This is a genomic window from Paraflavisolibacter caeni (genome assembly GCF_025628885.1).
Taxonomy (GTDB): domain Bacteria; phylum Bacteroidota; class Bacteroidia; order Chitinophagales; family Chitinophagaceae; genus Flavisolibacter; species Flavisolibacter caeni.
Window position 1 is genome coordinate 83,018 of the sequence record NZ_JAOTIF010000016.1, and the last position, 24,426, is coordinate 107,443.

Here is a 24,426-nt window from a genome sequence, read left to right on the forward strand (position 1 = left end):
TCATTTCTTTTTCCGGAAAACTATGGCCGCATTATTTTGGAGGTCGGCCGAGAAATGAACATTATACTTGTTCTGACCATCCTGCACAATAAGCAAGCCTGTATTTGGCGGAATGGTTCCCAAGTTTTCAGCAATCAAAGTAAGTTGGTACATATCTGAATCAGTTGAACGCAGGAGCACGCTTTTCTTGGCAGCCACTGCTGTCAATTTTGTTTTTGAAATAATATTCTGTCCATTGAAGTTTACTGAAATAGTATCACCATCTACTATTCCATTGTCATAAAAGGAGAGCACCAAACTATCTGTAACTACATCTATTGTTTGCATCACTTTAGTTGTCCTGCTTTCAACAGGAATAGCGGCAGGGGCAACATCTTTGCTTTTTGACATTAAAGATTTATCATCTGCCTTTGTTGGTTTACTTTCTTTTTTTGGAGCTTTAACTTCTGTTTTTGCAACACTTCCTGTTGCTGGTTTCGTTTTCTCTGTTTCTTTTTCTTTATTATTTACATAAACAGGCGCCGCCGGTCTTTGTAAAACATCTAATTCGTATAAATGATTAATCAAGGCTGAACGTAAACTATCATTATCTTTTTTGAGGTCTAATCCGCCATTTATAGAGTAGTAAACTTTCGTTTGATTAGTTCGCCATGTGCCCTTTAACTCCTTTATGCTGTCTTGTTGCGGTAACGGTATTGTATTGATCTGGTATACACCTTTTGATCGTTCAGAAGGGAAGTTATTCGCCACCATCTTCACGTCTTCAACAATCAAAGCTCCATTCTCTTTAGTAGCTTTTATTCTTTTAACGCTATAATAAAATGTATCGTTTACAACAAAAGTAGTATACGCATAACCAGTTATTTTTCCTTTGTATTCACTCAATGCTAATTCATAATTCTGAACCTTTTTCGTGCTATCATTTACCAAGATCCCGGAGTACAATCCACTAACATCTTGAGCAGAAGCATTAAAGCATAAAACTAAAAAGAAGGGCAGTAGGTATCTCATTTTCATAAAGGTTGAACAACGATCAGTATTTATTATTTTGAAAGTAAATAAAATCAATTTATCGCATATAAGAATGAAATGCCAGCAAGTATTCAAATAAAATGAGGCTGACCCTATATTCGGGACAGCCTCATTGAACATTTCTTATTCATTTTATAAGAAGTATTTTATACAACTAAAAGATCTAAGGTTCTCAACATTAGTCCTTCTCCTTTACACCATCCTCTGTAATCTTGACCTTACCATCATCTGTTTTGATCTTCATATCGCCATCTTTATCAACTTTCATCTTTACATCTTCTGTCTTCATTTTGAGGTCGCCATCATCATCTTTTTTCCATCTGTCATCAAATGGAACCCATTTATTCTTATGATCCCGGAATCTTAGGTTCTTGCCCTCCATATGAGCAGTACCTATTGTGTCAAAACCCTGATCACCATAAACCCACCATGTCCGTGTATCTACATAGTAATCTACTGGCTCGCCAGTTTCCATATTGGTCCTGGCACCGGTTTCAGGGTCTACTTTAATTCTGATTTTTTTACCAGTGCGGGCATCTACATAAGCGCCAGCTTCACTATTGATCCGGAAGCTATCAGCCTGGGCTGCGTAACTACCTGTTGAAGTGGCTGTAGTTGTTGCAGTGTTCACATCGTCTGTAGTAGTATCAACAGAAGCAGAAGTATTGTCGCCACTGTTGTTACACGCTACAAAGCCAAAAGAAAAAGCCGTTGCAAAAAGTCCTAATAATCTTTGTTTCATCATGGTTAAAAATTTTATGTCCATGAGTCAAACAAAAATGAGACCGAATCTGCAACGGCTTAATAATGAAAATGTTATCTATTCATTGAGGCAAGGAACTCATAATTATCCTTTGTTCCTCTCATACGTTTGAGGAGTTCGTTCATAGCCTCTTCCGTATTCATATCATTCAGGTATACTCTTAAAAGGTTCATGCGCTGTAAAACGTCCCTTTCCAGCAAAAGATCATCACGACGGGTAGAAGATGCCACCAGATCAATAGCAGGGAAAATACGCTTGTTGGCCAAACGACGGTCAAGCTGCAACTCCATATTACCAGTACCCTTGAATTCTTCGAAGATTACTTCATCCATCTTAGAACCAGTATCGATAAGGGCTGTAGCAAGAATAGTCAAAGAGCCGCCATGTTCGATCTTGCGGGCAGCGCCAAAGAACTGCTTAGGTTTTTGCATGGCATTAGCCTCCACACCACCTGACAAAACTTTACCAGATGCAGGTGCTACTGTATTGTGGGCACGCGCCAGACGGGTAATAGAGTCGAGCAGGATCACTACATCATGACCACACTCTACAAGGCGTTTTGCTTTTTGAAGAGCCATGGTCGATACTTTTACGTGCTTTTCAGCAGGCTCATCAAAAGTAGAGGCGATTACCTCGGCTCTTACACTGCGCTCCATATCCGTAACCTCCTCAGGGCGCTCATCGACCAGAACAACCATCAGATAGCACTCTGGGTGATTTTCAGCAATTGCATTAGCTACAGCTTTCAACAACATGGTCTTACCAGTTTTAGGCTGCGCTACAATCAAACCACGCTGACCTTTACCGATTGGAGTAAACAGGTCCATAATGCGGGTTGAATAATCTGATGGGGAAGTAAACAGGTTCAGCTTTTCAAAAGGGAAAAGCGGTGTCAGGTAATCGAAAGGCACGCGGTCGCGAACCTCTTCAGGTTTTTTGCCATTGATCGTATCAACTTTCAGTAAGGCAAAGTATTTCTCACCTTCTTTGGGAGGGCGAACAGAACCGTAAACTGTATCACCGGTTTTTAAACCAAACAACTTTATTTGGGAAGGGGATACATAAATATCATCAGGAGAAGACAAGTAGTTATAATCAGAAGAGCGCAGGAAGCCATATCCATCAGGCATCATTTCCAGCACACCCTCGGCATTAATAATCCCATCAAATTCGATATTAAAGCCTTGGTCGCGGCGCTGAGGATAGTATTTATTGATCTGCACGCTAGACCTTTCCGCAGTACGGGGAGCTTCCGCAACAGCAGCCAGTTCTTCTTCCAACTCAACAGACTCTTCCACTTCATTAGCTACATTATTAATAATAGGCTCTTCTTCCTGTGGAATTTCAATCTCTACATCCTGATCATCAGATTTTTTCCGGGCTTTTTTAGGTCGTTCGTCGTTTTTCGCCTTAATTTTTTTGATAGGCTTTTTTTCTCCAACTTCCATGGCAGCAGCAGGAGTAATTGTTTCAACAACAGCTTCTTCTGTTGTATTCGCAGTAGTAGCTTTTACGATACGCTTCCTTTTGGGACGATCGTTACTTTTGTTTTGGCCCTCGCTGGCTACTACAGCCTGCCTGTCTAAGATTTTATAAATAAGCTCTTGTTTATCCAGCTTTTTTGCATTATCAATCTGAAGCTGTTCGGCAATATCCAGCAATTCTGGAACAAGCATATCATTCAACTGCAAAATATCGTACATAGGAAAATCTAATTTTATAAGCTCATTCTCATCAGAGCTCCAATCTTCAATTGGATCTTTGGGTTTATTTGTGAATGGAAGTTTGAAAAAAACGATTGTTGTGAGTAAAGCAGGAGAGGTCTCTCAACTTTTTCTGGTGCAATTATAACGCTAAAAAAGTGAATAGTAAAATTTTTTCTTCGTCAAATAAAATATTAATAAAACTATATACTTTTTTTAAGCAAATTTTCAGTTTGCCCTAGCCAAGAGCCCCTGCACACCTGATGCAATTTAGGACATCTTGCCTTCTAAAAACATGATATTGATTGCCTTTTGCCGGCAACAGGGCGTTATAGTAATGTTATAGTATTGAATAGCACACGCAACAATGCGCTTAAACCCTTTTACCATAGCTCACTCGCTTTCATTTCCAAACTACAAAAGCCTAAAGCCTTATTTCAAATTTTAATCCAAATTCAAGTGCCATTTCCGGAATCATTTCATTCCCTCTGGCATTAGAACGATCCCAGGTATCATCAAATCTGATTTACTCATTCATAATTCCTAGTTTATTCCCTAAATCCATCTAATCCTTTAAATCCGTATTCTATCTTTGCCGCTCTTAAACAGGCAATATGTTCAACAAGCGGATAAAAATAAAAGAACTCCTGAACAGTGAACCTCAGGAGCAACAGGAAACTGTTATGGGGTGGGTGCGTACTTTTCGCAACAACCAGTTTATAGCCTTAAATGATGGCTCCACCAACAACAATTTACAAGTGGTGTTAGAACTGGGAAAATTTGATGAAGACTTATTAAAACGCATTACTACCAGTGCCTCCTTAAAAGTAACTGGTACGGTAATTCCTTCCCTGGGTAAAGGCCAGAAACTGGAGCTGAAAGCTGATACTGTAGAAATCCTGGGAGATTCGGATGCAGAAAAATATCCATTGCAGCCCAAAAAGCATAGCCTTGAATTTTTGCGGGAAAAAGCACATTTGCGCTTCCGCACGAATACTTTTGGCGCCATTTTCCGCATACGCCATTCACTGGCTTTTGCTATTCACAAGTTCTTTAATGATAAAGGTTTTGTTTACTTACACACGCCTATCGTCACGGCTTCTGATGCAGAAGGAGCCGGTGAAATGTTCCGTGTAACAACACTACCTTTCGATAATCCCCCACGCCTGGATGATGGCAGCGTTGATTTTACAGAAGACTTTTTTGGACGCTCTACCAATCTTACCGTAAGTGGTCAATTGGAAGGTGAGCTGGGCGCAACGGCCTTTGGAGAGATCTATACGTTTGGACCAACCTTCCGCGCTGAAAACTCAAATACGGCCCGTCACCTCGCTGAATTTTGGATGATTGAGCCTGAAATGGCTTTCTGCGACCTTGAAGATAATATGAACCTGGCGGAAGAGTTTATCCAGTATATCATCAGGTATGCTATGGACCATAATGCCGATGATCTTGAATTCTTAAGACAGCGTTTACTGGATGAAGAAAAGCAAAAGCCACAAGCTGAAAGAAGTGAGCTGGACTTGATTCAGAAACTGCAATTTGTAACGGAAAACAAATTCGAAAGAATTACCTATACAGAAGCTATTGATATCCTGCTACAATCACCGGCCTATAAAAAGAAAAAATTCCAATATGAAGTGAAGTGGGGTATTGACATGCAAAGTGAGCACGAACGCTACCTGGTAGAAAAACACTTTAAAAAGCCTGTGATCGTTACCAATTATCCAAAAGAAATCAAAGCTTTCTACATGCGCCAGAATGAGGACGGCAAGACCGTTGCTGCTATGGATATATTGGCTCCAGGCATAGGAGAGATCGTGGGAGGTTCGCAACGTGAAGAGCGCATGGATAAGCTTACTGAACGCATGAAAGAAATGCATATTCCTGCAGAAGAGTTGTGGTGGTATTTGGATACACGCCGTTTCGGAACAGTACCCCATGCTGGTTTTGGATTAGGTTTTGAACGCATGGTTCAATTCGTTACAGGAATGGGAAATATCAGGGATGTGATAGCATTTCCAAGAACACCAAAGAACGCCGAGTTTTAAAATAGACGCGCATCATTTCAATAAAAAAGCGGGAGTCTTTATTGTAAGACTCCCGCTTTTTTACTTCATTTATTAGCATTTGATCGTCATTACTGGTATCGTAGAGTGTTTAACTATATCCAATGAATGAAGCTTGAAAAATAACCGCTCCATAAGGTTGTGTTCGTGAGGAAAGACCAACAGCAAATCAGCCTTTTCTTCTTTTAAATATTTAATAATGCAGTCACGGACATTTTCTCCTTGTACGGCATGATAAGTGGGAGAAAACGATTGTAATTTATTAAGCAGAATATCCCGTTGTAACTCTGTGTCAGGATCTTCTTTATTAGTCACATGTACTATATGGATGCTGGTATTCAGGTGTTGCATAACCTCAGTAATCATCTCCACAGGTAGATTTCCGCCTTCCTGCAGGTCAGCGGCCAACACTACATTTTGTAAAGAGAAATCTTTGTAATGAGCAGGAACTGCTATCACAGGGTAACGACTGTCCCGGATAACAGATAAAGTAGTGCTTCCAAAGATGAGCCTTTCCAGGCCGCTGCTTCCATGACTTCCCATGACAATGGCCACAGGGTGAAGATCTTTGCTCATATCTTCCAATTCATCATTCACATCACCAAGGCGGCTTTCCGTCCTGATATTTAATCCAGGAAAAGCATTTGACAACTCCTGTGCACTTCGTCCCAGGCTTTCATCAGCATTCTTTTTCAATTCTTCCGCAGAAACCAATATTACAGGCATATCATTCATCGAGACAGGGATCTGGTACACATGTACCAATAAGACTTCTGCTTCAATCTGACGGGCCAAGTGCGCGGCATAATGCATTGCATTTTCCGCTGCAGGGGAAAAATCGGTAGGAACGATCAACGTTTTCATACCCAAAAGCTACGGAAAAAAAAGAAAATTGCACTATTTAAGTGCGTATGGAAGCATCCAAATCAATTACAACATAAGTGCAAAAACAAGTAGAATAATTATATGGATTTTTCTTGTTTATGAATCTTATTTATAAACCACAAACTATGGCTCAAATCCAACTGCAACCTGCCCCTGCAGGAAAAAAACGCTACATGAGCAGACCTCATATACGTATAGATATGACCCCCATGGTAGACTTGGGCTTTCTGCTGATTACCTTTTTTATCTTCACTTCCAGCATGTCCGAATCAAAAGCTTCAGACCTGTACCTGACAGCTGGTGATGAACCCACTTCAGAATTAGGAGCGTCGACCGCCTTAACAGTTTTGATATCTGGAGGCGACAGTATTTATTACTATAATGGAAAGTGGGAGGATGCTGTAAAAAACAACGGAATGCATTTATCCAGCTTTGATGTAGCAAAGGGCATCGGCAATATTATCCGTAACAAACAAAAAGCATTAGGCGATAAAAGTGCAGATTTGATGCTATTGATAAAGCCGACTCAAAGGTCTACCTACAACAACCTGATAAATGTACTAGATGAAGTATTAATTAACAATGTAAAGAAATATGCGATCATGGAGCCTACAAGCGGTGAATTATCTGCAATACCTACCGCAGGCAATTAAAGAACGTCAATGTATAAACGAAACAGGTAAATGCAAAGACTTCACTTCTGCATTTACCTGTTATACTTTAACGTGCCTGCATATACGAATTTATCGGCCCGGTTACTGATTTAATATTATGCTCTGAAAATCTCCTATAAAAGCGCTCCAAAATTCCACCAAACAAGGAGAGCGAATCATGATAAAATATCGCCCTCCAATTTACGCCCAGAGCTTTGCACATACATCATCTCCTTTGAAGACACTTATTTTACTTCTTCTTATCTTAAACCATCACGATTCTGTGTTTTCTTAACGTTTTTGGCTTTTTACCTTCTGCTTTCCGAACTTTGCTATGAATAATTAATTGATTTCTAATTTGAATCAATTGCAGGCTGTAGTGATTTTTCTATTTTTATTGCTCCATGTTGTTGCTCCGACACATCCCATTTCTGAAAAGCGTTTTCTTGTATAGCATCTCGGCTTTTGGCGGGCCGCAGGCCCATCTGGCCATGATGATGAAAAACTTTGTTCAGAGAACTCCTTATGTGACCAAAGAAGAATTGCTTGAGTATAATGCGTTGTGCAGTTTATTACCAGGAGCATCCTCAACCCAAACCATTCTATTGATTGGTTATAAAAGAGGGGGTATACCATTGGCCATTTTTACTTTATTGGTATGGATACTACCTGGGTCGCTTTTAATGGGGGCATTTTCATTCCTTTTGCACTATATTGACCGGAAAGCCCTGCACGTGGATGTATTCAAATTTATACCTTCCATGGCAGTTGGATTCCTGGCCTTTGCAGCGACAAAAGCATTCAGGATATCGGTAAATAACACTATTACCTGGTGTATTATGCTCTTATGTGTTGCCGCCACGTATGCCTTCTTTCAGTCCCCATGGACCATTCCTATCCTAATTGTTTTAAGCGGGTTCATTACCAACCTGAGTAAGAAGCGTATACCACAGCCGGAAACAAAACCTAAGAAGATCAAATGGTGGAATATCTGGTTGTTCGTGATTATTTTCCTGATAGCTGGTTTTACCAGTGAAATGGCAAGGAGGAATGACTGGCCGAACAGAAAGCCTATCCACCTTTTTGAAAACCTTTACCGGATGGGCGGTATTGTGTTTGGTGGGGGACATGTGCTGATGCCTATGATGTACGAACAATTTTCGGTTCGCCCTGCTGCAGTAAAACAAAAGAATCCAGGTGTTATCAGCATCAATAAAGAAGATATGACCACAGGGATGGGAATTGTCAGGGCTATGCCGGGGCCTGTATTCTCAATAGCTTCTTTCACTGGGGGCATGGCACTTAAAGACAAAGGGCCGGAAATGCAGGTAATCGGGTGTATCATTGGCACTGTTGCCATTTTTCTCCCAAGCGCACTCCTGGTTTTATTCTTTTTCCCAGTCTGGCATAATTTGAAAAAATATGTCGTTGTCTACCGGTCCCTGGAAGGCATCAATGCTGCAGTAGTTGGGATTATGATCGCCTCAACTTTTTACATTATGAAAGATATCACCCTGGTAGATGCCCGGGTTTCCAGCCTCATCAATATTCTGATTATTGTTTCAACCTTCCTATTGTTACAGTTTACAAGGATTGCCTCTCCAATCATAGTAGCAGCATGCCTGGCATTAGGCTACTTCTTCTGATTTTTAAAAAACCGGCTTTTGATTATTTCCAGTTCAGCTGCTTCTGGCACTAAATATTTTATTGATTTTCCTTCCTTTAACAGCGTCCTAATATGAGTTGCTGATATATCTAACATAGGAGCCTGCATGATATGAATGGAAGCATTTACCGTATTCTCTACAGGGAAACCAGGGCGGAGATAAATGATAATTGGATAATGATCAACAATGGCCCGATAGTTATGCCATTTAGAGATATTCTGGAAACTGTCACTTCCCATAACAACAGAAAACTCACGAGTAGGATATTTTTCTCTCAGGTAAGCCAAGGTTGTAGAAGTATAGGATGGCTTAGAAAGAGAAAATTCTATATCGCTAGCTTTTAACCTGGGGTCGTTTTCTATAGACCTTTGCACCAGGAACAAACGGTCATATTCATTCAGAAGGGTAGAAGAGACTTTGAACGGGTTTTGCGGCGATATCACAAACCATATTTCCTGCAGCGCCGTTTCATTTAATATGTGATTAGCAATAATCAGATGCCCAATATGGATGGGGTTAAAAGAACCAAAATACAATCCTGTTTTCATCCTGTCTAACTCCTCTCATTTCTAATGTTCTAAAATAATCTGATCAGCTTCATTTAACCGCAGGCTAAGGGAATAGCCAGCAATCCTTATAGAAATGGGATCACCTAAAGGAGCCACCTGCTCAACCACCACCACTTCACCGGGAATACATCCCATTTCCATGAGTTTTAATTCCAATTCTGAACTAGCAAAACCCTTGATTTTTGCTCTTTCCCCAGGCTTTAACTCTGATAATTTTCTATTCATAAACTATTTTTCAAATCTACAGCTTTCATTTTCCAAAGGTTTACGATTTTTGAAAATCATGCAAAACAAAAAAGTCAGCTTTCACTATTTAGATGTAAAATTCTTTTTTAAGAATCGAGAAACTGTCAAGCAGTTTATTCTTGAATTATTTAAGAGGGAAGGGAAGAAGGTAGATACAGTCAATTATATATTCTGTACTGATGAGTATTTAATTGACTTAAATATGGAATACCTAAACCATGACACCTATACTGATATCATTACTTTCTTTTACTCAGAAAATGATCAGCCTGTTCTATCAGATATATACATCAGTATTGAAAGAGTTAAAGAAAATGCAGTGCAATTTCAAACATCCATCAAAAATGAATTATTGAGAGTTTTGTTTCATGGTGCGCTGCACCTCTGCGGCTACAAGGACAAAAAAGCTGAAGAAGAAAAATTAATGAGAGAAAAGGAAGAGTATTATTTAAAGCTCTTCAATGCGAAACATTAATGTTCCACGTGGAACACGGAAAACTTCAATCCTTTATTAAATTAACATGTTCCCCGTGGAACATTAAATTATTTTTGCAAAATGTTTCAAGAATATGATGTGATTGTGGTTGGTGCAGGCCATGCAGGTTGTGAAGCCGCTGCTGCTGCAGCCAATATGGGTTCTAAAGTACTGTTGGTTACCATGAACCTTCAAACCATTGCTCAAATGAGTTGTAACCCAGCTATGGGTGGAATCGCTAAAGGCCAGATTGTTCGAGAGATAGATGCCCTTGGTGGATACTCTGCAATTGTTTCCGACGAATCCATGATACAATTTCGCATGCTCAACCGTTCAAAAGGTCCAGCTATGTGGAGCCCCCGCTCGCAGAATGACAGGATGTTGTTCTCTCAAAAATGGCGTGAACGCTTGGAACAAACTCCAAATCTGGATTTCTACCAGGATATGGTTAAAGAAATCATCGTAGAAGGCGGAAAAGCTTCAGGCGTGGTTACGGGCTTAGGACATCACATCAAAGCCAGGGCAGTCGTACTTACCAATGGTACTTTCTTAAATGGAGTTATCCATATTGGAGAAAAAAAGTTTGGTGGTGGTCGTGCGGCAGAAAAAGCAGCAACAGGACTGACTGAGCAACTTGTTTCGTTAGGCCTGGAGAGTGACCGGTTAAAGACAGGCACTCCGCCAAGAGTAGATTCCCGCTCTCTCGACTACAGTAAAATGGAGGAGCAGAAAGGTGACGAAGAAATCACGGGCTTTTCATATACCAACTCAAAGAAGCCCAAAGAACAAAGAAGCTGCTGGATCACTTATACAAATAGCCAGGTTCATGAACTTTTAAAGACAGGCTTTGACAGAAGCCCCATGTTTACTGGCAGGATAGAAGGAGTTGGGCCACGCTATTGTCCAAGCATAGAAGACAAGATCAATCGCTTTGCCGAAAGAGACCGTCACCAGATCTTTGTTGAACCTGAAGGATGGAATACGGTAGAGATCTATGTGAATGGCTTTTCAACTTCCTTACCGGAAGACGTACAATATGCAGCACTCCGCAAAGTGCCGGGTTTCGAGAATGTAAAATTCTTCCGCCCTGGTTATGCTATCGAGTACGACTACTTTCCACCAACACAACTAAATTATAGCCTGGAAACAAAGCAAATAGCAAACCTCTTCTTCGCCGGACAGATCAACGGGACAACAGGGTATGAGGAAGCAGCCTGCCAGGGTATTATGGCTGGCATCAACGCTCATTTAAAGACAAAGAATGAAAAACCACTTATACTTAAACGGAGTGAGGCCTATATTGGTGTATTGATTGACGACCTGATCAGCAAAGGAACACAAGAGCCTTACCGAATGTTTACATCCCGCGCTGAGTTTAGAACGCTGTTAAGGCAGGACAATGCTGATCTTAGGTTAACTGAAATAAGTTACCGCCTGGGACTGGCTTCACAGGAAAGAATGGATAAAGTACTTTCCAAGAGAAACGAAGTGGAAGAAATAAAGACAGTGCTAAAGAATATACAGCTAGAACCTGGAGAGATCAATGGCTTATTAGAGCAACTCGGCAGTTCTTCTATCATTGAAAAACAAAGAGTTGAAAAGATATTACTGCGTCCTAACCTGCAGCTGAAAGATATCGCACAACACGTGCCTAAGGTTCAGGAAGCATTGAACAGCTTCCAGTTAGAGTCTGTAGAACAAGCCGAGATTCAAACCAAGTACCAAGTGTATATAGATAAGGAAAAGGATTTAGTAAGCAGGATGCGTCAAATGGAAGACCTTGCTATTCCAGATAGCTTTAACTACCACAGCATTCAGGCTTTGAGCGCAGAAGCAAAGGAAAAGCTGAACAGGATCAAACCACAAACCTTGGGACAAGCAAGCAGGATATCTGGTATCAACCCAAGCGATGTTCAAATATTAATGGTATATATGGGAAGGTAATTAATAAAAGTTTCCTGAAAAGTTTATAAAAGGTAAGCAGGTATCCATCCAAAGGTGCCTGCTTCTTTTTTGTTTAGATGATAATCACCAAAGGATTCCATCTTAGAGCATTACATACTTTTACCAATTTATACTTCTGCATCTATACTTGCATCTAAACTTTTCTAGGTAGTTATCCGTATTCTTTTAAAGTACATTACCGATATACCTCAGAAAAGTACTTAGTGAATTACATTTGAGAACCGTTAGTAACCCAACCCCTATGCAGAACTATCAGTCTCTCTCTATCCCGAATAGTTTTCAAAGTAGCATGCACCTATCTCCCTCTCAGTTGCAGCGGCTTTTCGATTCTCTTTTGTCCGTTGTTTTTGCAATTGACATTGATGGCAATTTTGTTTATGTCAGTAAATCTTCCTTTTCCATTTCGGGTTACCTACCGGAAGAGTTAATGGGAACTTCTTACCTGGATCTCATCCTTGAAGAAGATAAAGAAAAGACTCAGGACTATTTCAGAAAACAGATCTATAGCCAGGATATTCCAAACTTTGAAAACTGTTTAATCAGGAAAGACGGTGTTCATATTCACATTTCATGGACAGGCAGGTGGGATGCCAAGGATAAGATGTTTTACTGCGTGGTAAGTGATATATCGGAAAAGAAAGCGGCAGAATTACAGAAGCAACAATACCAGGTGGACATGCTAAATATCCTGGAGCGCATTTCGGATAGTTTTTTTTCTGTAGATAAAAACTGGATCGTCACATATCGAAATCAACAAACCGAACAACTTACCGGGAAGCAAAACCAGCAAATATTAGGAAAGAATCTTTGGGAATGTTATCCCGAGCTTGTGGGCACTATCGTTTATGATCAGTATCATAAAGCGATGAAAGATCAGGTTCCCACTCAATTTGAGTTTTATTTTGGCCGGATCAATTCATGGCTCTTCATCAGCGCTTATCCATCAGATAATGGCCTATATGTATTTTTTAGAAATATCAATGAAAGAAAGCAGGCAGAGTTGCTGCAGATGTCATTTGATGAAAATATAAAGGAATGGAACAGCTATCTCAAAAACATTGCAGATAGTATGAACGATGGCTTTATAGGATTGGACGAAAACGAAAAGGTTGTTCACTGGAATAAAAAAGCTGAAGATATCTTTGATATAAAGCGATATGCTGCTCACCGCAAAAACTTACGTTCATGCTTCAGCGCAATTGACGGGGTTTCATTTTACGAGGAATTTGCAAACTTATATGCTGAAAAAAAATCCGGTTCTTTTACAATCTTCTTCCGTCAATCAAATAAATGGTATGAAACAACGGTCAAAGAATTAACCAAGGGAGCGGTCATCTTTATAAAGGATATTACTTTAGTAAAAAAAATCAAAGAAGAATTGCGTAAGCTATCTGTATTGACAAAGAAAAATATCAATGTGATATTACATACAGATGCAGAAGGAAGAATTACGTGGGCCAACGAAGCACTCGTTTCCTTAAGTGGATATACTTCAGAAGAAGCAATAGGAAAAACGTTAGGTGAATTGTTGTGCAGCACAGAAGCAGGTGCGGCGACTGCAAGGAATATTCATACGCTTATTGCAAAGGGACAATCCTTTCAAATAGAAGCACTCACTTATAATAAATCAAAAGAAACTTTTTGGTCCGAAATCGAAGGTCATCCTGTAAAAGATAAAAATGGTAGTTCTGCACAATTCATAACCATTATAACAGACATATCTGAACGAAAAAAATGGCGCCAGGATGGCGTTCAAGAATTACAGGAACAACAGCAGCAAGTTACTGCATCTGTTATTAAAGCCCAGGAAAGAGATCGGGAGCAAGTAAGCCAACAACTACAAACCAACATCAACGATGTACTAACAACTGTAAAATTATATACAGAGCTTTGTTTGACTGGCGCAGGAAATAAAGACGAAATGCTGCGCAAATCACTCAACCTGCTTCAGTCTTCTATAGAGGACATCAATAGCCTTTCTAAAAAACTGTCCCCACCGTCATTGCATGACGTTAGCCTTAAAGATTCTTTACTGGATCTTATTGAATCTGCTACAGCTACAAGCAAGGTAGAAGTCACTCTTGAATTAAAAAGAGTGAATAACATTGGCATAAGCAAGGAACTACACACTGCATTATACCGCATCTTACAAGAACAACTGGTGAACATATCAGCTCATGCCAAGGCAAAAAATGTACGGGTAATGGTCAATGGCACGAGCAGCGAATTAACGCTTAAAATAAAGGATGATGGTATTGGCTTTGATACCAGCAAGCAGAGTAAGGGTATTGGCATTACAAACATGATTTCGCGGACGGAAAACCTGAAAGGCGTCCTCTCCATCAACAGCGCTCCGGGTATGGGTTGTGAACTGCATGTTCGCTTTCCATTAAGTTAGAAACAGTATCTGGTTATGGCCAAATGTAAATCATACAGAGTCTGCAAAAAGGTCTGATTTTTGTTACATAGCTGACCGTCAATTCGTTAAGATGAAACTCAGTGTAACGGTGCAGTACAAAGCCAAACTTGCTCACTATTCAATAAGACAAGAAACGTCAGGAGTTTATCTTGCCACTTTAGAACAGTATGAAGGTCCTTTTTCTGAGGCTCCTCCCGCCAAGATCATGTTAGTAAAAGGGTTCCGCCGTTGGGCTGGAAGTTTTGAACATCAGGACATTTTAAACGATTTAGGCCGCGCCATTGATATTAGTCTCGGTAAGGAACACACAAAGGACAATCTACGTGAAAACTCCACAAAGTTTCCATCAGGTAACTAGTCTTCCCAAATGCTCATCTCCAAAATGAAACATGAAGTACCCCGGTTTGCATTTTTTCACTTATACGCTCACTCAAACAGCACTCAATGGTAAAATGTTTTAATATCAAAGCATAAAATCTAACCCCGATCATCCCAGATCCTGAGTTCTGCACTTATGTTATTTTATTTTTTTAATAACTTTTTAATTTTATTCCTTAAGTTTGTAATCTTTAATTAATTTTATTCCTTAAAAGGAATTTTTATGTAAGCAAACCATAAAATATATAAGAGATATTTTATGCTTCTGCTTTTTCAAGTTATTATCTTTTGCTGCCTATGAACAGAAATATTTCCATCTTAAAAAACTTCATCAGTGAGTTTTTTATAACAGGTGTCCTTAAAGAACCTGGTCTTATTTTTTCTTCCTCAGGATTTAAGACGCGACTGTATGCATTTAACATGGATACAATCGAATTTAATGTCATATCCTTAATCAGTTATTTTATAAATGGATTAATAATTCAAAGCAAGGGCTTATTACAAAGCAACTTAAGACAATCAGTTAAAGGATCATGGTTAAACGCATAATGTTCTAATCGAAAGAATTAAAATCTTCAGCAACATGTTTCCATAAACCTCATAAAATAATCGGTATTGGTATGTCAGGATTTGTGTGTGTCAAAAGGTACTAATAGAACTATATACCTAACAAGCATCAAGCTAATATTTCCTTAACAACTTATTAAGCGAATGGTATACCATATTCATTTAATAATGACTTCATACGAGTAAAATCAAAAATCAATGTATGGCGCTAAATATATATTGGGCGATAGAATCGATGATGAAATTATTAACTATTAAACTTCAAAATAAATATGCTAATAACAATAATTAAAACCCCAAAGTGTAGCCTATGATTTATTAAGGAGAAGAGAAAACAAATTTGAATTTGAAAACCCTTTTTTATAATTCTCATAAATGTGCTCAATGAAAGTAAATAATTACAATCACCGCCAGCCGGAAGCAACAGGCTGGTACAAAACAACAGCGATGCTTCGTTCCTTAATGGTATTACTTGCCATTTTTCTAACACAATTAGCCTTTGGCCAAATAGGCGGAAAAGTGGCCGATGAAAATGGAAAACCAATGGCAGGTGTTTCCATAACTGTCAAAAACAATAAAGGTGCCGTTACAGATGTAAATGGTGAATTTGCATTAAATGTAAAACCTGGAACTGCCATTACAATTTCATACATTGGTTATGAAAGCCAACAGGTTGTAATAGGAAGTTCTAAAGACCTAAACATTGTACTTAAACCTTCGTCGAATGTATTGTCAGATGTAATAGTTACAACCGCCTTAGGCGTGAAAAAAAACAAAGACAAACTGGGTTTTGCGGTTACAGAAGTAAAAGGCGAGACTTTAGCCAAAACGAATGAACTAAACCCTATCAATGCTTTACAAGGCCGGGTGGCCGGTGTGCAAATCGATTTGGGTGGTTCAGGAGGCTTAATGAGCAACTCAAAAATTTTAATTAGAGGTAACTCGTCTTTAGGTACCAACAACCAACCCATTTTTGTCGTTGATGGAGTGATCATTGATAACGATGTTTTTAGTGGTACAGGTAGGGATTTCGGTAATGATTTAAAAAATTTAAACTCCGAGGATTTTGAAAGTGTATCCATATTAAAAGGATCTGCCGCCGCCGCTTTATATGGTTCAAGAGCTTTGAATGGAGTTGTATTGATTACTACCAAAAAAGGTAAGCAAAGAAAGGGGCTGGGTGTATCAGTAACACAAGCAGTGAATATCACTAATCCTTATTCCGGACCAACTTTTCAAAATGAATTTGGAGGTGGTACCGTTGGTGATTTCTTTACAGACAACAGAGATCCCCATTATTCGGCGAATCAAAGATGGACAACGAAGGTATTCCCTATAGATCCGGTTACTGGCAAGCCATATATTGATCATCAAATAGGTCGTGAGTTGGAAAACTGGGGACCACGTATGCAAGGTCAGGATGTTATTAACTACGATGGCACTCCTACAAAATATTTACCACAACCCAATAACTTCTTGGATGCGTTCCAAAACGGTGTAGGCTATAATACAAACGTAGCGATAGATGGGGGAACGGAAAAAAGTACCTTCAGATTTTCATACAATAGGAATAAGGCCACCGGTATTGTAAGAACAAATGAGTTTCTTAAAAACGCATTTGACATTCGCGTTACACACAAATTGAACAAAAGGATTGAGATTGACTTCAGTGGCGCTTATTCCAATTTTGATGGACAAAATCCCCCGAACTTGGGCGGAGGTGACGCATACGCATCATACAACTTCGGTAGATTATATACATGGATGTTGCCAAGAAACTATGACACCAAATACTGGATGCAAAAACAAAATTATACCAGCAAATTTGGCGGAGTTCCGGATCCAGGTAATAAATCAGAAACAAATTTAAGCCCTGAATCAAGATTCTGGTTCCAGGTTTTTGAAAGCGAGTTTACCAGAAGAGAACAGACCCTTCGCAGCAAATTAGCTTTGACTTACACGCTCAATGACTGGGCAAAAATTATGCTGGAAGGAAATATCAACAATCTTTATACAAAAAATGAGTCTAAAGAGTTAGGACAAGGCGCCAACTTTACAGGGGGTAGTTATTCATTAGGATTTGGAACAAAAGATAATAAATATGCCAAGTGGATGTTTCTTGTAGATAGAGATATCAATAAAGACATTACGTTTAATGGTTATATTGGTGGTGAAACACAGAGATCCACTATTATGGGCGAATCAAGCAGCACTGCAGGAGGCCTTATCTATCCAGGAAACTATTTTCTTTCCAATTCAGTGAATACGCCTACAACAAGTGGTGGCATTAGTTCTGATATGAAGACTAATTCTTTATACGCAAGTGCTGATTTAGGGTATAAGGACATGCTATTCTTACAAACTACCTTGAGAGCCGACTGGACTTCTGTGCTTACTTACAGGAATGGCAGTGGAAATAATTTCTATCAGTATCCAGCAGCAAGTTTAGCATGGGTGTTTACCAAAACATTTGAAAACAAATTGCCTTCGTGGATCAGCTATGGTAAATTAAGAGGCAATATTGCTGATTTGGGTAAAGGCAATGTGAATCCGTTTGATATTAATCCAGGATATAGTATTAATGGATATAGTAACGCAAATGGAAATAATGTTCCTTATTCTACATATAACACATCAGCTGTATTACAGCCTAATCTGAAGCCTCTCAAAAAAATATCGCAAGAATTAGGTCTCGAAATGCGCTTTTTACAAAGTCGCCTTGGGTTTGATCTGAGTGTATACAAGGATAATACATATAACCAGGTTCTTGATATTACAGTACCTGTTGAGTCAGGTGTCAACGCTATCAAGATCAATGCCGGCAACTTGCAAAACAGAGGTATTGAATTCGCAATCGATGCCATTCCGGTAAGAAATAAAAATTTCTCCTGGAATACAGCATTTAATATTGCAACCAACCAAAATAAAATTATTGATTTATATACTGGAAGAACAGAATTTAACTTAGGAGCCAATATCGGTGAAATAAGCACTTGGGCAGTAGTTGGGAAATCTTATGGAACATTAAGAACCCAAATTCACTCAAAAACATTCCAGTCAAACGATCCAAAAGATCCAAGGAATGGCAAACCTATTCTCGCATGGCGTGATGATGCCAGAACAGCATTTCCAAAAAGAAGCAATACCTGGCAAGATGTAGGAGATATCAACGCTAAGTTCAGAGCAGGATGGGATAATACGTTTACTTACAAAAACCTGAGTTTAAACTGTTTGATCGATGCGAAGATTGGTGGTGATTTCGTAGCACTGTCTTATCGCTATGGAACGCATACCGGCGTATTCCCCAACTCTATTTTTGGACGTGATGCCCAATCTGGTGGTATTACATGGACATCTAAATATGCAAATGACGGTGGTACTTATGACGATGGCCGTATAGTGGATGGTGTGTTTGATAATGGAACAGTAGTTACTACACCTTCGGGAGCCAAACAGGATGTGAGTGGTATGACATTCGAAGAAGCATACAAAGCAGGTTTTGTTGAACCAACGCATACACCACAGTTTTTCTATCGCTACGGTTCTTCCTCTACCGGAGTATCCGATTATTGGATCTTGGAAAACAGCTGGATCGCACTTCGTCAGGTTGCATTGAGCTACGCTGTACCTCAGAAATTTTATTCAAAAATGAAGTTGAATGGATTATCAGTATCTATGGTAGGCAGAGATCTGAACTATTTATATCAAACACTGCCCTACAACTTCAACCCAGGGGCTAATAACTCAAACAATACGGCGTATTCAGGAGAAGAAGGGTTCCTTCCAAAAATGAGAAATTTTGTGTTCACTCTTAGAGCATCGTTCTAAGGAAACTTATTTTTTAACTCATTATAATATAAATAAATTATGATAAATAAATTAAAACTGGCAACCTTAATAGCGTTAGTGGCATTTGTAGGAGGTGCTTGTAAAAAGGACTTTGCTTCCATTAATACCCCTCCAAGCGTGGTTACCACTCCCGATGTTAAATACCTGTTTACATATTCTCAGGAAAGAATATTCAGATATCAGGCTCCCACAGAATGGGTGTATGAAAATATGGAGCAGCTTATGAGGTATACTCAATATGTTAGCACCAGTCCTTTTGAATATCAAAGCGTTAATTCCAGGTATGGTACATATTACTTAAGCATATTACCAAATCTGTTTGAGATCAGAAAGCAAATTGATGCCAAACCAGATAAGAATGATTACCAATATATGGCGGCTTCTACTTACATAATGCAAGTGCTGTTTGGTATCAAAGTAACTGATATGAATGGATCTATTCCTTATTCCCAGGCGGAGCAAGGAAGGTATGAAGCGAAATATGGTCCTGTGTATGATAATCAGGATCAACTATTTACAACATGGCTTTCAGAGTTGGATAACGCAATCGCAACATTGACAAACACATCTTTAACCAATCAACAATCGTATGGTAATAATGACATTTACTATAAAAGCGATTGGACTAAATGGGTAAAGCTTGCCAATACATTGAAGCTCAGAATAGCAGCACGGATTGAGAATCAAAATAGTGCAAAAGCAAAGCAAATATTCCAGCAGGTGATGCAAAATAGTGTTGGACCTATCACTACCGATGATGCGCAACTTTCGTATGCCAGCAAGGACTACGCAGGCATGGGTTCGGATATAAATTACAGAGCCGTTAGATATGGCAGTACTTCAATTATAAAGTTTTTGAAAAACACAGCCGACCCTCGCTTATTCATTTACTTTTCATCTAATGACTTAAAGGGTTCCTATAAAGATACATTGACCAAATACAATGTAAATCTTCCGGCTTTTGTTAATTCAAACGATCCGTTGATTAGTTATCAGGGAGCACCAGCGGACTGGACTACCGATACAACCTCTAAATACATAAGTACCCCTGTAAAAGCTGGTACCCAAAACTATTACCTGATATCAACGATCAATCGTCCATTCTTTTCGCCAACATGGAATGGTGCGAAAGGCTTGTTTACAGATATTCCGGTGACAAATGCGGAATCATGTCTATTGATCGCTGAGTTTATTCAAAAGGGATATGGAGAGGGTGTTAATACAAAAGGAACCGCTGAAGACTGGTATAAGAAAGGGGTGACTTCTTCCATAAAGACGATGAATGCAATAGCTGTTGCTGCACTATCAACCGTAGGGTATACTACAGATGGCACTTCAGAAATTGCCGCTTATCTGAACAACCCTCAGGTTAAATTCAACGGAGTAAACGATTTGGAAAGAATCTATATTCAGCAATACCTGAACCTTTTCAGAAACGCGAACGAAGCATTTGTATTTTGCAGAAGAACAGGGTATCCTAAAAAAGTGTCAACCTATTACGCTCGTGAAACTTATACAACCCCTATTCCACGCAGATGGTGGCTGGGAGATCCCGGTGAAGTAAATAGGTCAAATTGGGCCAACGCTTTGAAAGAACAAGGCTTTACACAAAATGCCCAGGATGTTCAGACATTAAGTACGGAACGTGTTTGGTACGATAAAACAGCTCCTAATTTTGGAGAAGGTAAGTAACAATGTGAAGTATTAGCTAAATAAAAAAGGCGGCAGGTTAAACTAGCCGCCTTTTTTATTTAGACGATTCGAACTTCAGAAAAAACCGCTTTCGCAAACACGAAATACTCAATTGAAAAAGGTAGAATTTACCTACTTAAATGATGAACAGAAATGATTAACTACAAAAGGGATGAGAAATAGTGAAAGTAGTTTCAGGTTTGATTGTGGGCAGGAGTGGATTCGAACCACTGAAGTCGAAAGACAGCGGATTTACAGTCCGCCCCATTTGGCCGCTCTGGAACCTGCCCATCGTTTTGGAGCCACTTGTCGGAATCGAACCAACGACCTACTGATTACAAATCAGTTGCTCTACCAGCTGAGCTAAAGTGGCCTATTACATAAACGAAGCACTGTAGTGCAATTCAAAAAACAATTCATTAAAAAACCCCTGTGATGAACAGGGGCGTTGTGTGGTGTGGGCCGGGCTCACACCTTTTTTATTTCTATTTCAATTATTAATCTAGTTGAACAGAAATAGCCTCTGTAATTAAGGAGTGCAAAGGTATTTGATTCAAAGTAAATAAAAGAAGAATAAGGAAGATAAATTTTAAAGTTCCCCCTATTCTTCCCCTATTTAAAAACCTAATTTGTATTAGTTCACAATTAAGAATGAACCTCTTTTATGTCAAAAACACAAGGAAAAGTGTCTTTTTATTTAAAAGACCCCAAAGCAAAAGGATTAACAGCAGTAAGAGCAACATTTTGTTATAACAAAATGCAGATGAAATATTATGAACCAAAACTTTCGATTCATCCTAAGTACTGGAATAGCAAAGAACAGAAGGCAAGGGAAGTTAGGGATATACCGTATTCTTCTTTTAATGCTACATTGAAAGCAATTGCAAATGCTATTATTGAAGAATACCAAAAGTTTAAATTAGAAAACAGCAATTTAGAACCTACTATAGCACAGCTAAAAGAAAGGGTAAGCAAAGCGAGAAATAAAACCGGACAGGCAGAAGAGCGGGTAAAACAAGACTTATTTGGGTTTCTGGAAATGTATTTAAAAGACATATTTAAGAAAGTAAATCCACTAACTGGAAAACAAATAAGTTCAATTACGATTAGAGCGTATAAACAAACCTTTAGGCTATTGAAGGAATACAAAACCTACAGCAATAAATACCTAGACTTTGAACATATTGATACGGACTTCTATAATGATTTTACATACTTTCTTACACATGAAAAAGGTTATAAGTTAAATACAGTAGGCAAACATCATAGGAATATCAAAACTTTTATGCAAGAGGCATTAGATAGAAACCTAACAACAAATATTGCCTTTCGTAAAAAGTCATTTAGAGTAGTTTCAGAAAAAACAGATGCCATTTATTTAAATGAAATGGAATTAAAAGAGTTAGAGAACCTGGATTTAAACAACGAGAAAAGGTTAGAAAAAGTAAGAGACCTATTTCTGGTGGGTTGTTGGACAGGATTAAGATTTTCAGACTTTTCAAAGATTAAAGCCCATAATATTAAAGATGAATTTATAGAAATAGAAACACAAAAAACGGGAGCAAAAGTCATTATTCCTATTCATCCTACTGTACGGAAGATTATCACTAAATATGAAGGTATTTACGCTAACTCATTGCCACCTGCTATTTCAAATCAAAAAATGAATGATTATTTGAAAGAATTAGGAGGCAAGGTTGAATTATTAAAATCTCCTTTAACAATAGGAAACACTATTAAAGGAAGTAAAGTTTATCAGACAACTAGCAAATACGAGCTAATTGTTACACATACAGCTAGAAGAAGTTTTGCAACAAACCAATATATAAAAGGAATACCTACCTACGATATAATGAGGATTACTGGCCATAAGACAGAAAAGGCATTTTTAAGGTACTTAAAACTTGAAAATAAGGATGCAGCTATTCGAATGAATAACTTCTGGAAAAACGAAGAAAACATATTGAAAGTTGTAGTATAAATGCAACTTCTCACATCAAATAAGTACTTGTATTATAGAGATGTACACATAAATTTTTTTTAGTTGATACAAGTATTTGTCTATTGAAATTTGTCTTTATTTTGCCTAAATTATATAAGTTTTATGTCACGCAACATTATTCTACAGGGCCTAACTGTTAACGAGTTAGAAAACCTGATAAAGAAGGTGGTTGCTGAGCAGCGGTTAACAGAAGTAGCATTATTGTCGAAGCAGGTTCCCTCTCAGAAGGAAACCACCTATTTAAGTAGGAAGCAGGTCTCAAAAAAATTGAACCTCTCATTACCAACTTTAGCAAAGTACTCTAGTGAAGGCCTTATTCCAAGTTATAGGATTGGCAAACGAATTCTCTATCGAGAAGATGAAGTTATTAAAGCATTAGAAGTAGTCCAAACTCAAAAATTTAAAAAATTATGAGGAAAACTACTTTGATTCCTTTTAAAGGTGTTTATAAGAAACATCCTTTTATAAAAGGACATTATGAATTAGATAACCCGAAAGAATTTCAATTCAACTTCCTAGTTATTTCTCGTTCAAAAGCAGATTATTTAAGAAACATTGGGGCAAATGCTGTAATTAATTGCTTCAATGGAAAGACTAAGATTTTACATTCCGGTCTAATTGAATGTTATAACAACTGGTATTTTGGAGATACTATCTATAAATCTACAAATAAGACATTTATTGTTTTGCGACATTTACCAGAAAGGAAAGAATTGATATTATATCTGTTTCAATCTTTCTACCCAAAAAGACCTTTTGAATTTGCTAGAAAGTTTATTTATCGAATTCTCCTAAAAGAAAAGGCAACCTAGAAAGATCGCCTTTAATAAAACGTTGTTGTATGTGCAAATATAATGCTAATCCTTTATCGGGATTAGTCGGAAAGGTTTTGATTTTTTACTCCTTATTAGACCAATATAAATTAACAGAGCATGAGTACTGCATTATTGATTTAATAAGAAGAGGATATGATAAGAGCAATGGATTTTGCTGTTGTAAAAAGAAAAATTTAGCCGAAATAATGGGTGTTACTCCAAGTCTTATTCATTTTCATATGGAAAAATTAGCAGAGAAAGGATTTATTGTAGCAATTAAAAACGGAATCAAAATTTCAGACTTAGAATTACTCGAAGATTTTTCAGCATATGTAAGTAAAGGACAATATGCGCAAGTATCATTTGACTTTAATAAAAAGTATGCTATAACACTTTTTCAAAGTATGATCTTATGGCGAATACATTATGTTAAGTATGTTTTGAAATATGATGACGCAAGTATAGAGTATCTGTGTAGAGAAATCAATGTTCAAAGAAGCACAATGAATTATTGCATAGGTAAACTTGTAGATAAAGGATTAATTATTCATTACAAGGGAACCTGCACTTTTGAAATTCCAGATGAAGTATTAGAGGAATTAAACAACATAAAAATTCAAAAACTGGTAAGAAAATATTCAAAATTTGGAAGCTAAAATTCAAAAACTGGAAAAGAA

General features: G+C 38.3%; 19 protein-coding genes and 2 tRNA genes. 13 read left to right on the forward strand and 8 right to left on the reverse strand.

Translation table 11 applies throughout. The features are described from left to right. From OCK74_RS17615 to rho, 3 genes are all read right to left on the reverse strand, one after another. Positions 1-1,011, reverse strand: a complete 1,011-nt coding sequence (locus OCK74_RS17615) for a hypothetical protein (protein WP_279298385.1) — start codon at positions 1,009-1,011, stop codon at positions 1-3. Positions 1,012-1,210: 199 nt separating this feature from the next. Further along, positions 1,211-1,777, reverse strand: coding sequence for a hypothetical protein (locus OCK74_RS17620; RefSeq protein WP_279298386.1), 567 nt, complete (start codon positions 1,775-1,777; stop codon positions 1,211-1,213). 71 nt (positions 1,778-1,848) lie between these two features. Beyond that, positions 1,849-3,498: a transcription termination factor Rho gene (gene rho, locus OCK74_RS17625; protein ID WP_279298387.1), complete on the reverse strand. Its 1,650-nt coding sequence runs from the start codon at positions 3,496-3,498 to the stop codon at positions 1,849-1,851. A 614-nt stretch (positions 3,499-4,112) separates the two neighbouring features. Between rho and asnS the strand changes: the two genes are divergently transcribed. Continuing rightward, positions 4,113-5,549: an asparagine--tRNA ligase gene (asnS, locus tag OCK74_RS17630; RefSeq protein ID WP_279298388.1), complete on the forward strand. Its 1,437-nt coding sequence runs from the start codon at positions 4,113-4,115 to the stop codon at positions 5,547-5,549. Between the two features lie 72 nt (positions 5,550-5,621). Here asnS and OCK74_RS17635 read toward each other — a convergent pair whose 3' ends face one another. Continuing rightward, positions 5,622-6,431, reverse strand: a complete 810-nt coding sequence (locus OCK74_RS17635) for a universal stress protein (RefSeq protein WP_279298389.1) — start codon at positions 6,429-6,431, stop codon at positions 5,622-5,624. 146 nt (positions 6,432-6,577) lie between these two features. Between OCK74_RS17635 and OCK74_RS17640 the strand changes: the two genes are divergently transcribed. Together OCK74_RS17640 and chrA are read left to right on the forward strand one after the other, a co-directional pair. Beyond that, complete coding sequence (locus OCK74_RS17640) at positions 6,578-7,105, forward strand: ExbD/TolR family protein (protein WP_279298390.1); 528 nt, start codon at positions 6,578-6,580, stop codon at positions 7,103-7,105. A 446-nt stretch (positions 7,106-7,551) separates the two neighbouring features. Then, positions 7,552-8,751, forward strand: a complete 1,200-nt coding sequence (chrA, locus tag OCK74_RS17645; protein ID WP_279298391.1) for a chromate efflux transporter — start codon at positions 7,552-7,554, stop codon at positions 8,749-8,751. On the opposite strand, the gene nadD is transcribed toward chrA, so the two are convergent. Both nadD and OCK74_RS17655 read right to left on the reverse strand, forming a co-directional pair. Beyond that, positions 8,739-9,320: a nicotinate (nicotinamide) nucleotide adenylyltransferase gene (nadD, locus tag OCK74_RS17650; protein ID WP_279298392.1), complete on the reverse strand. Its 582-nt coding sequence runs from the start codon at positions 9,318-9,320 to the stop codon at positions 8,739-8,741. The genes chrA and nadD overlap by 13 nt on opposite strands. A 21-nt stretch (positions 9,321-9,341) precedes the next feature. Beyond that, on the reverse strand, positions 9,342-9,566 hold the full coding sequence (locus tag OCK74_RS17655; RefSeq protein ID WP_279298393.1) for a FeoA family protein: 225 nt from the start codon (positions 9,564-9,566) through the stop codon (positions 9,342-9,344). Positions 9,567-9,624: 58 nt separating this feature from the next. On the opposite strand from OCK74_RS17655, the gene ybeY reads away from it, so the two are divergent. The 6 genes from ybeY to OCK74_RS17685 all read left to right on the forward strand — a co-directional run bounded on the left by ybeY (position 9,625) and on the right by OCK74_RS17685 (position 20,932). Beyond that, positions 9,625-10,062, forward strand: a complete 438-nt coding sequence (ybeY, locus tag OCK74_RS17660; protein ID WP_279298394.1) for an rRNA maturation RNase YbeY — start codon at positions 9,625-9,627, stop codon at positions 10,060-10,062. Between the two features lie 81 nt (positions 10,063-10,143). Continuing rightward, positions 10,144-12,006 carry a tRNA uridine-5-carboxymethylaminomethyl(34) synthesis enzyme MnmG gene (gene mnmG / locus OCK74_RS17665; protein ID WP_279298395.1) on the forward strand — a complete coding sequence of 621 codons (1,863 nt, stop codon included), beginning with the start codon at positions 10,144-10,146 and terminating at the stop codon, positions 12,004-12,006. A 262-nt stretch (positions 12,007-12,268) separates the two neighbouring features. After that, a complete protein-coding gene (locus OCK74_RS17670) occupies positions 12,269-14,425 on the forward strand; it encodes a PAS domain-containing sensor histidine kinase (protein ID WP_279298396.1) in 2,157 nt (718 codons plus the stop codon). A 91-nt stretch (positions 14,426-14,516) separates the two neighbouring features. Next, complete coding sequence (locus OCK74_RS17675; protein ID WP_279298397.1) at positions 14,517-14,804, forward strand: hypothetical protein; 288 nt, start codon at positions 14,517-14,519, stop codon at positions 14,802-14,804. A gap of 971 nt (positions 14,805-15,775) precedes the next feature. Continuing rightward, positions 15,776-19,219, forward strand: a complete 3,444-nt coding sequence (locus tag OCK74_RS17680; protein WP_279298398.1) for a SusC/RagA family TonB-linked outer membrane protein — start codon at positions 15,776-15,778, stop codon at positions 19,217-19,219. Positions 19,220-19,258: 39 nt separating this feature from the next. Then, positions 19,259-20,932, forward strand: coding sequence for a SusD/RagB family nutrient-binding outer membrane lipoprotein (locus tag OCK74_RS17685; protein ID WP_279298399.1), 1,674 nt, complete (start codon positions 19,259-19,261; stop codon positions 20,930-20,932). A 207-nt stretch (positions 20,933-21,139) separates the two neighbouring features. On the opposite strand, the gene OCK74_RS17690 is transcribed toward OCK74_RS17685, so the two are convergent. Together OCK74_RS17690 and OCK74_RS17695 are read right to left on the reverse strand one after the other, a co-directional pair. Then, positions 21,140-21,222 (reverse strand) — tRNA-Tyr (locus tag OCK74_RS17690). Between the two features lie 7 nt (positions 21,223-21,229). After that, positions 21,230-21,305 (reverse strand) — tRNA-Thr (locus OCK74_RS17695). A 291-nt stretch (positions 21,306-21,596) separates the two neighbouring features. Here OCK74_RS17695 and OCK74_RS17700 point away from each other — a divergent pair. From OCK74_RS17700 to OCK74_RS17715, 4 genes are all read left to right on the forward strand, one after another. After that, a complete protein-coding gene (locus OCK74_RS17700; protein WP_279298400.1) occupies positions 21,597-22,913 on the forward strand; it encodes a site-specific integrase in 1,317 nt (438 codons plus the stop codon). 123 nt (positions 22,914-23,036) lie between these two features. Further along, the gene (locus OCK74_RS17705; RefSeq protein ID WP_279298401.1) at positions 23,037-23,348 is read left to right on the forward strand and encodes a helix-turn-helix domain-containing protein; all 312 of its coding nucleotides are present in this window, start codon (positions 23,037-23,039) and stop codon (positions 23,346-23,348) included. After that, on the forward strand, positions 23,345-23,746 hold the full coding sequence (locus tag OCK74_RS17710) for a hypothetical protein (protein ID WP_279298402.1): 402 nt from the start codon (positions 23,345-23,347) through the stop codon (positions 23,744-23,746). The genes OCK74_RS17705 and OCK74_RS17710 overlap by 4 nt, the downstream gene beginning before the upstream one ends. A gap of 29 nt (positions 23,747-23,775) precedes the next feature. Further along, complete coding sequence (locus OCK74_RS17715) at positions 23,776-24,405, forward strand: hypothetical protein (protein WP_279298403.1); 630 nt, start codon at positions 23,776-23,778, stop codon at positions 24,403-24,405. Positions 24,406-24,426: the final 21 nt, after the last annotated feature.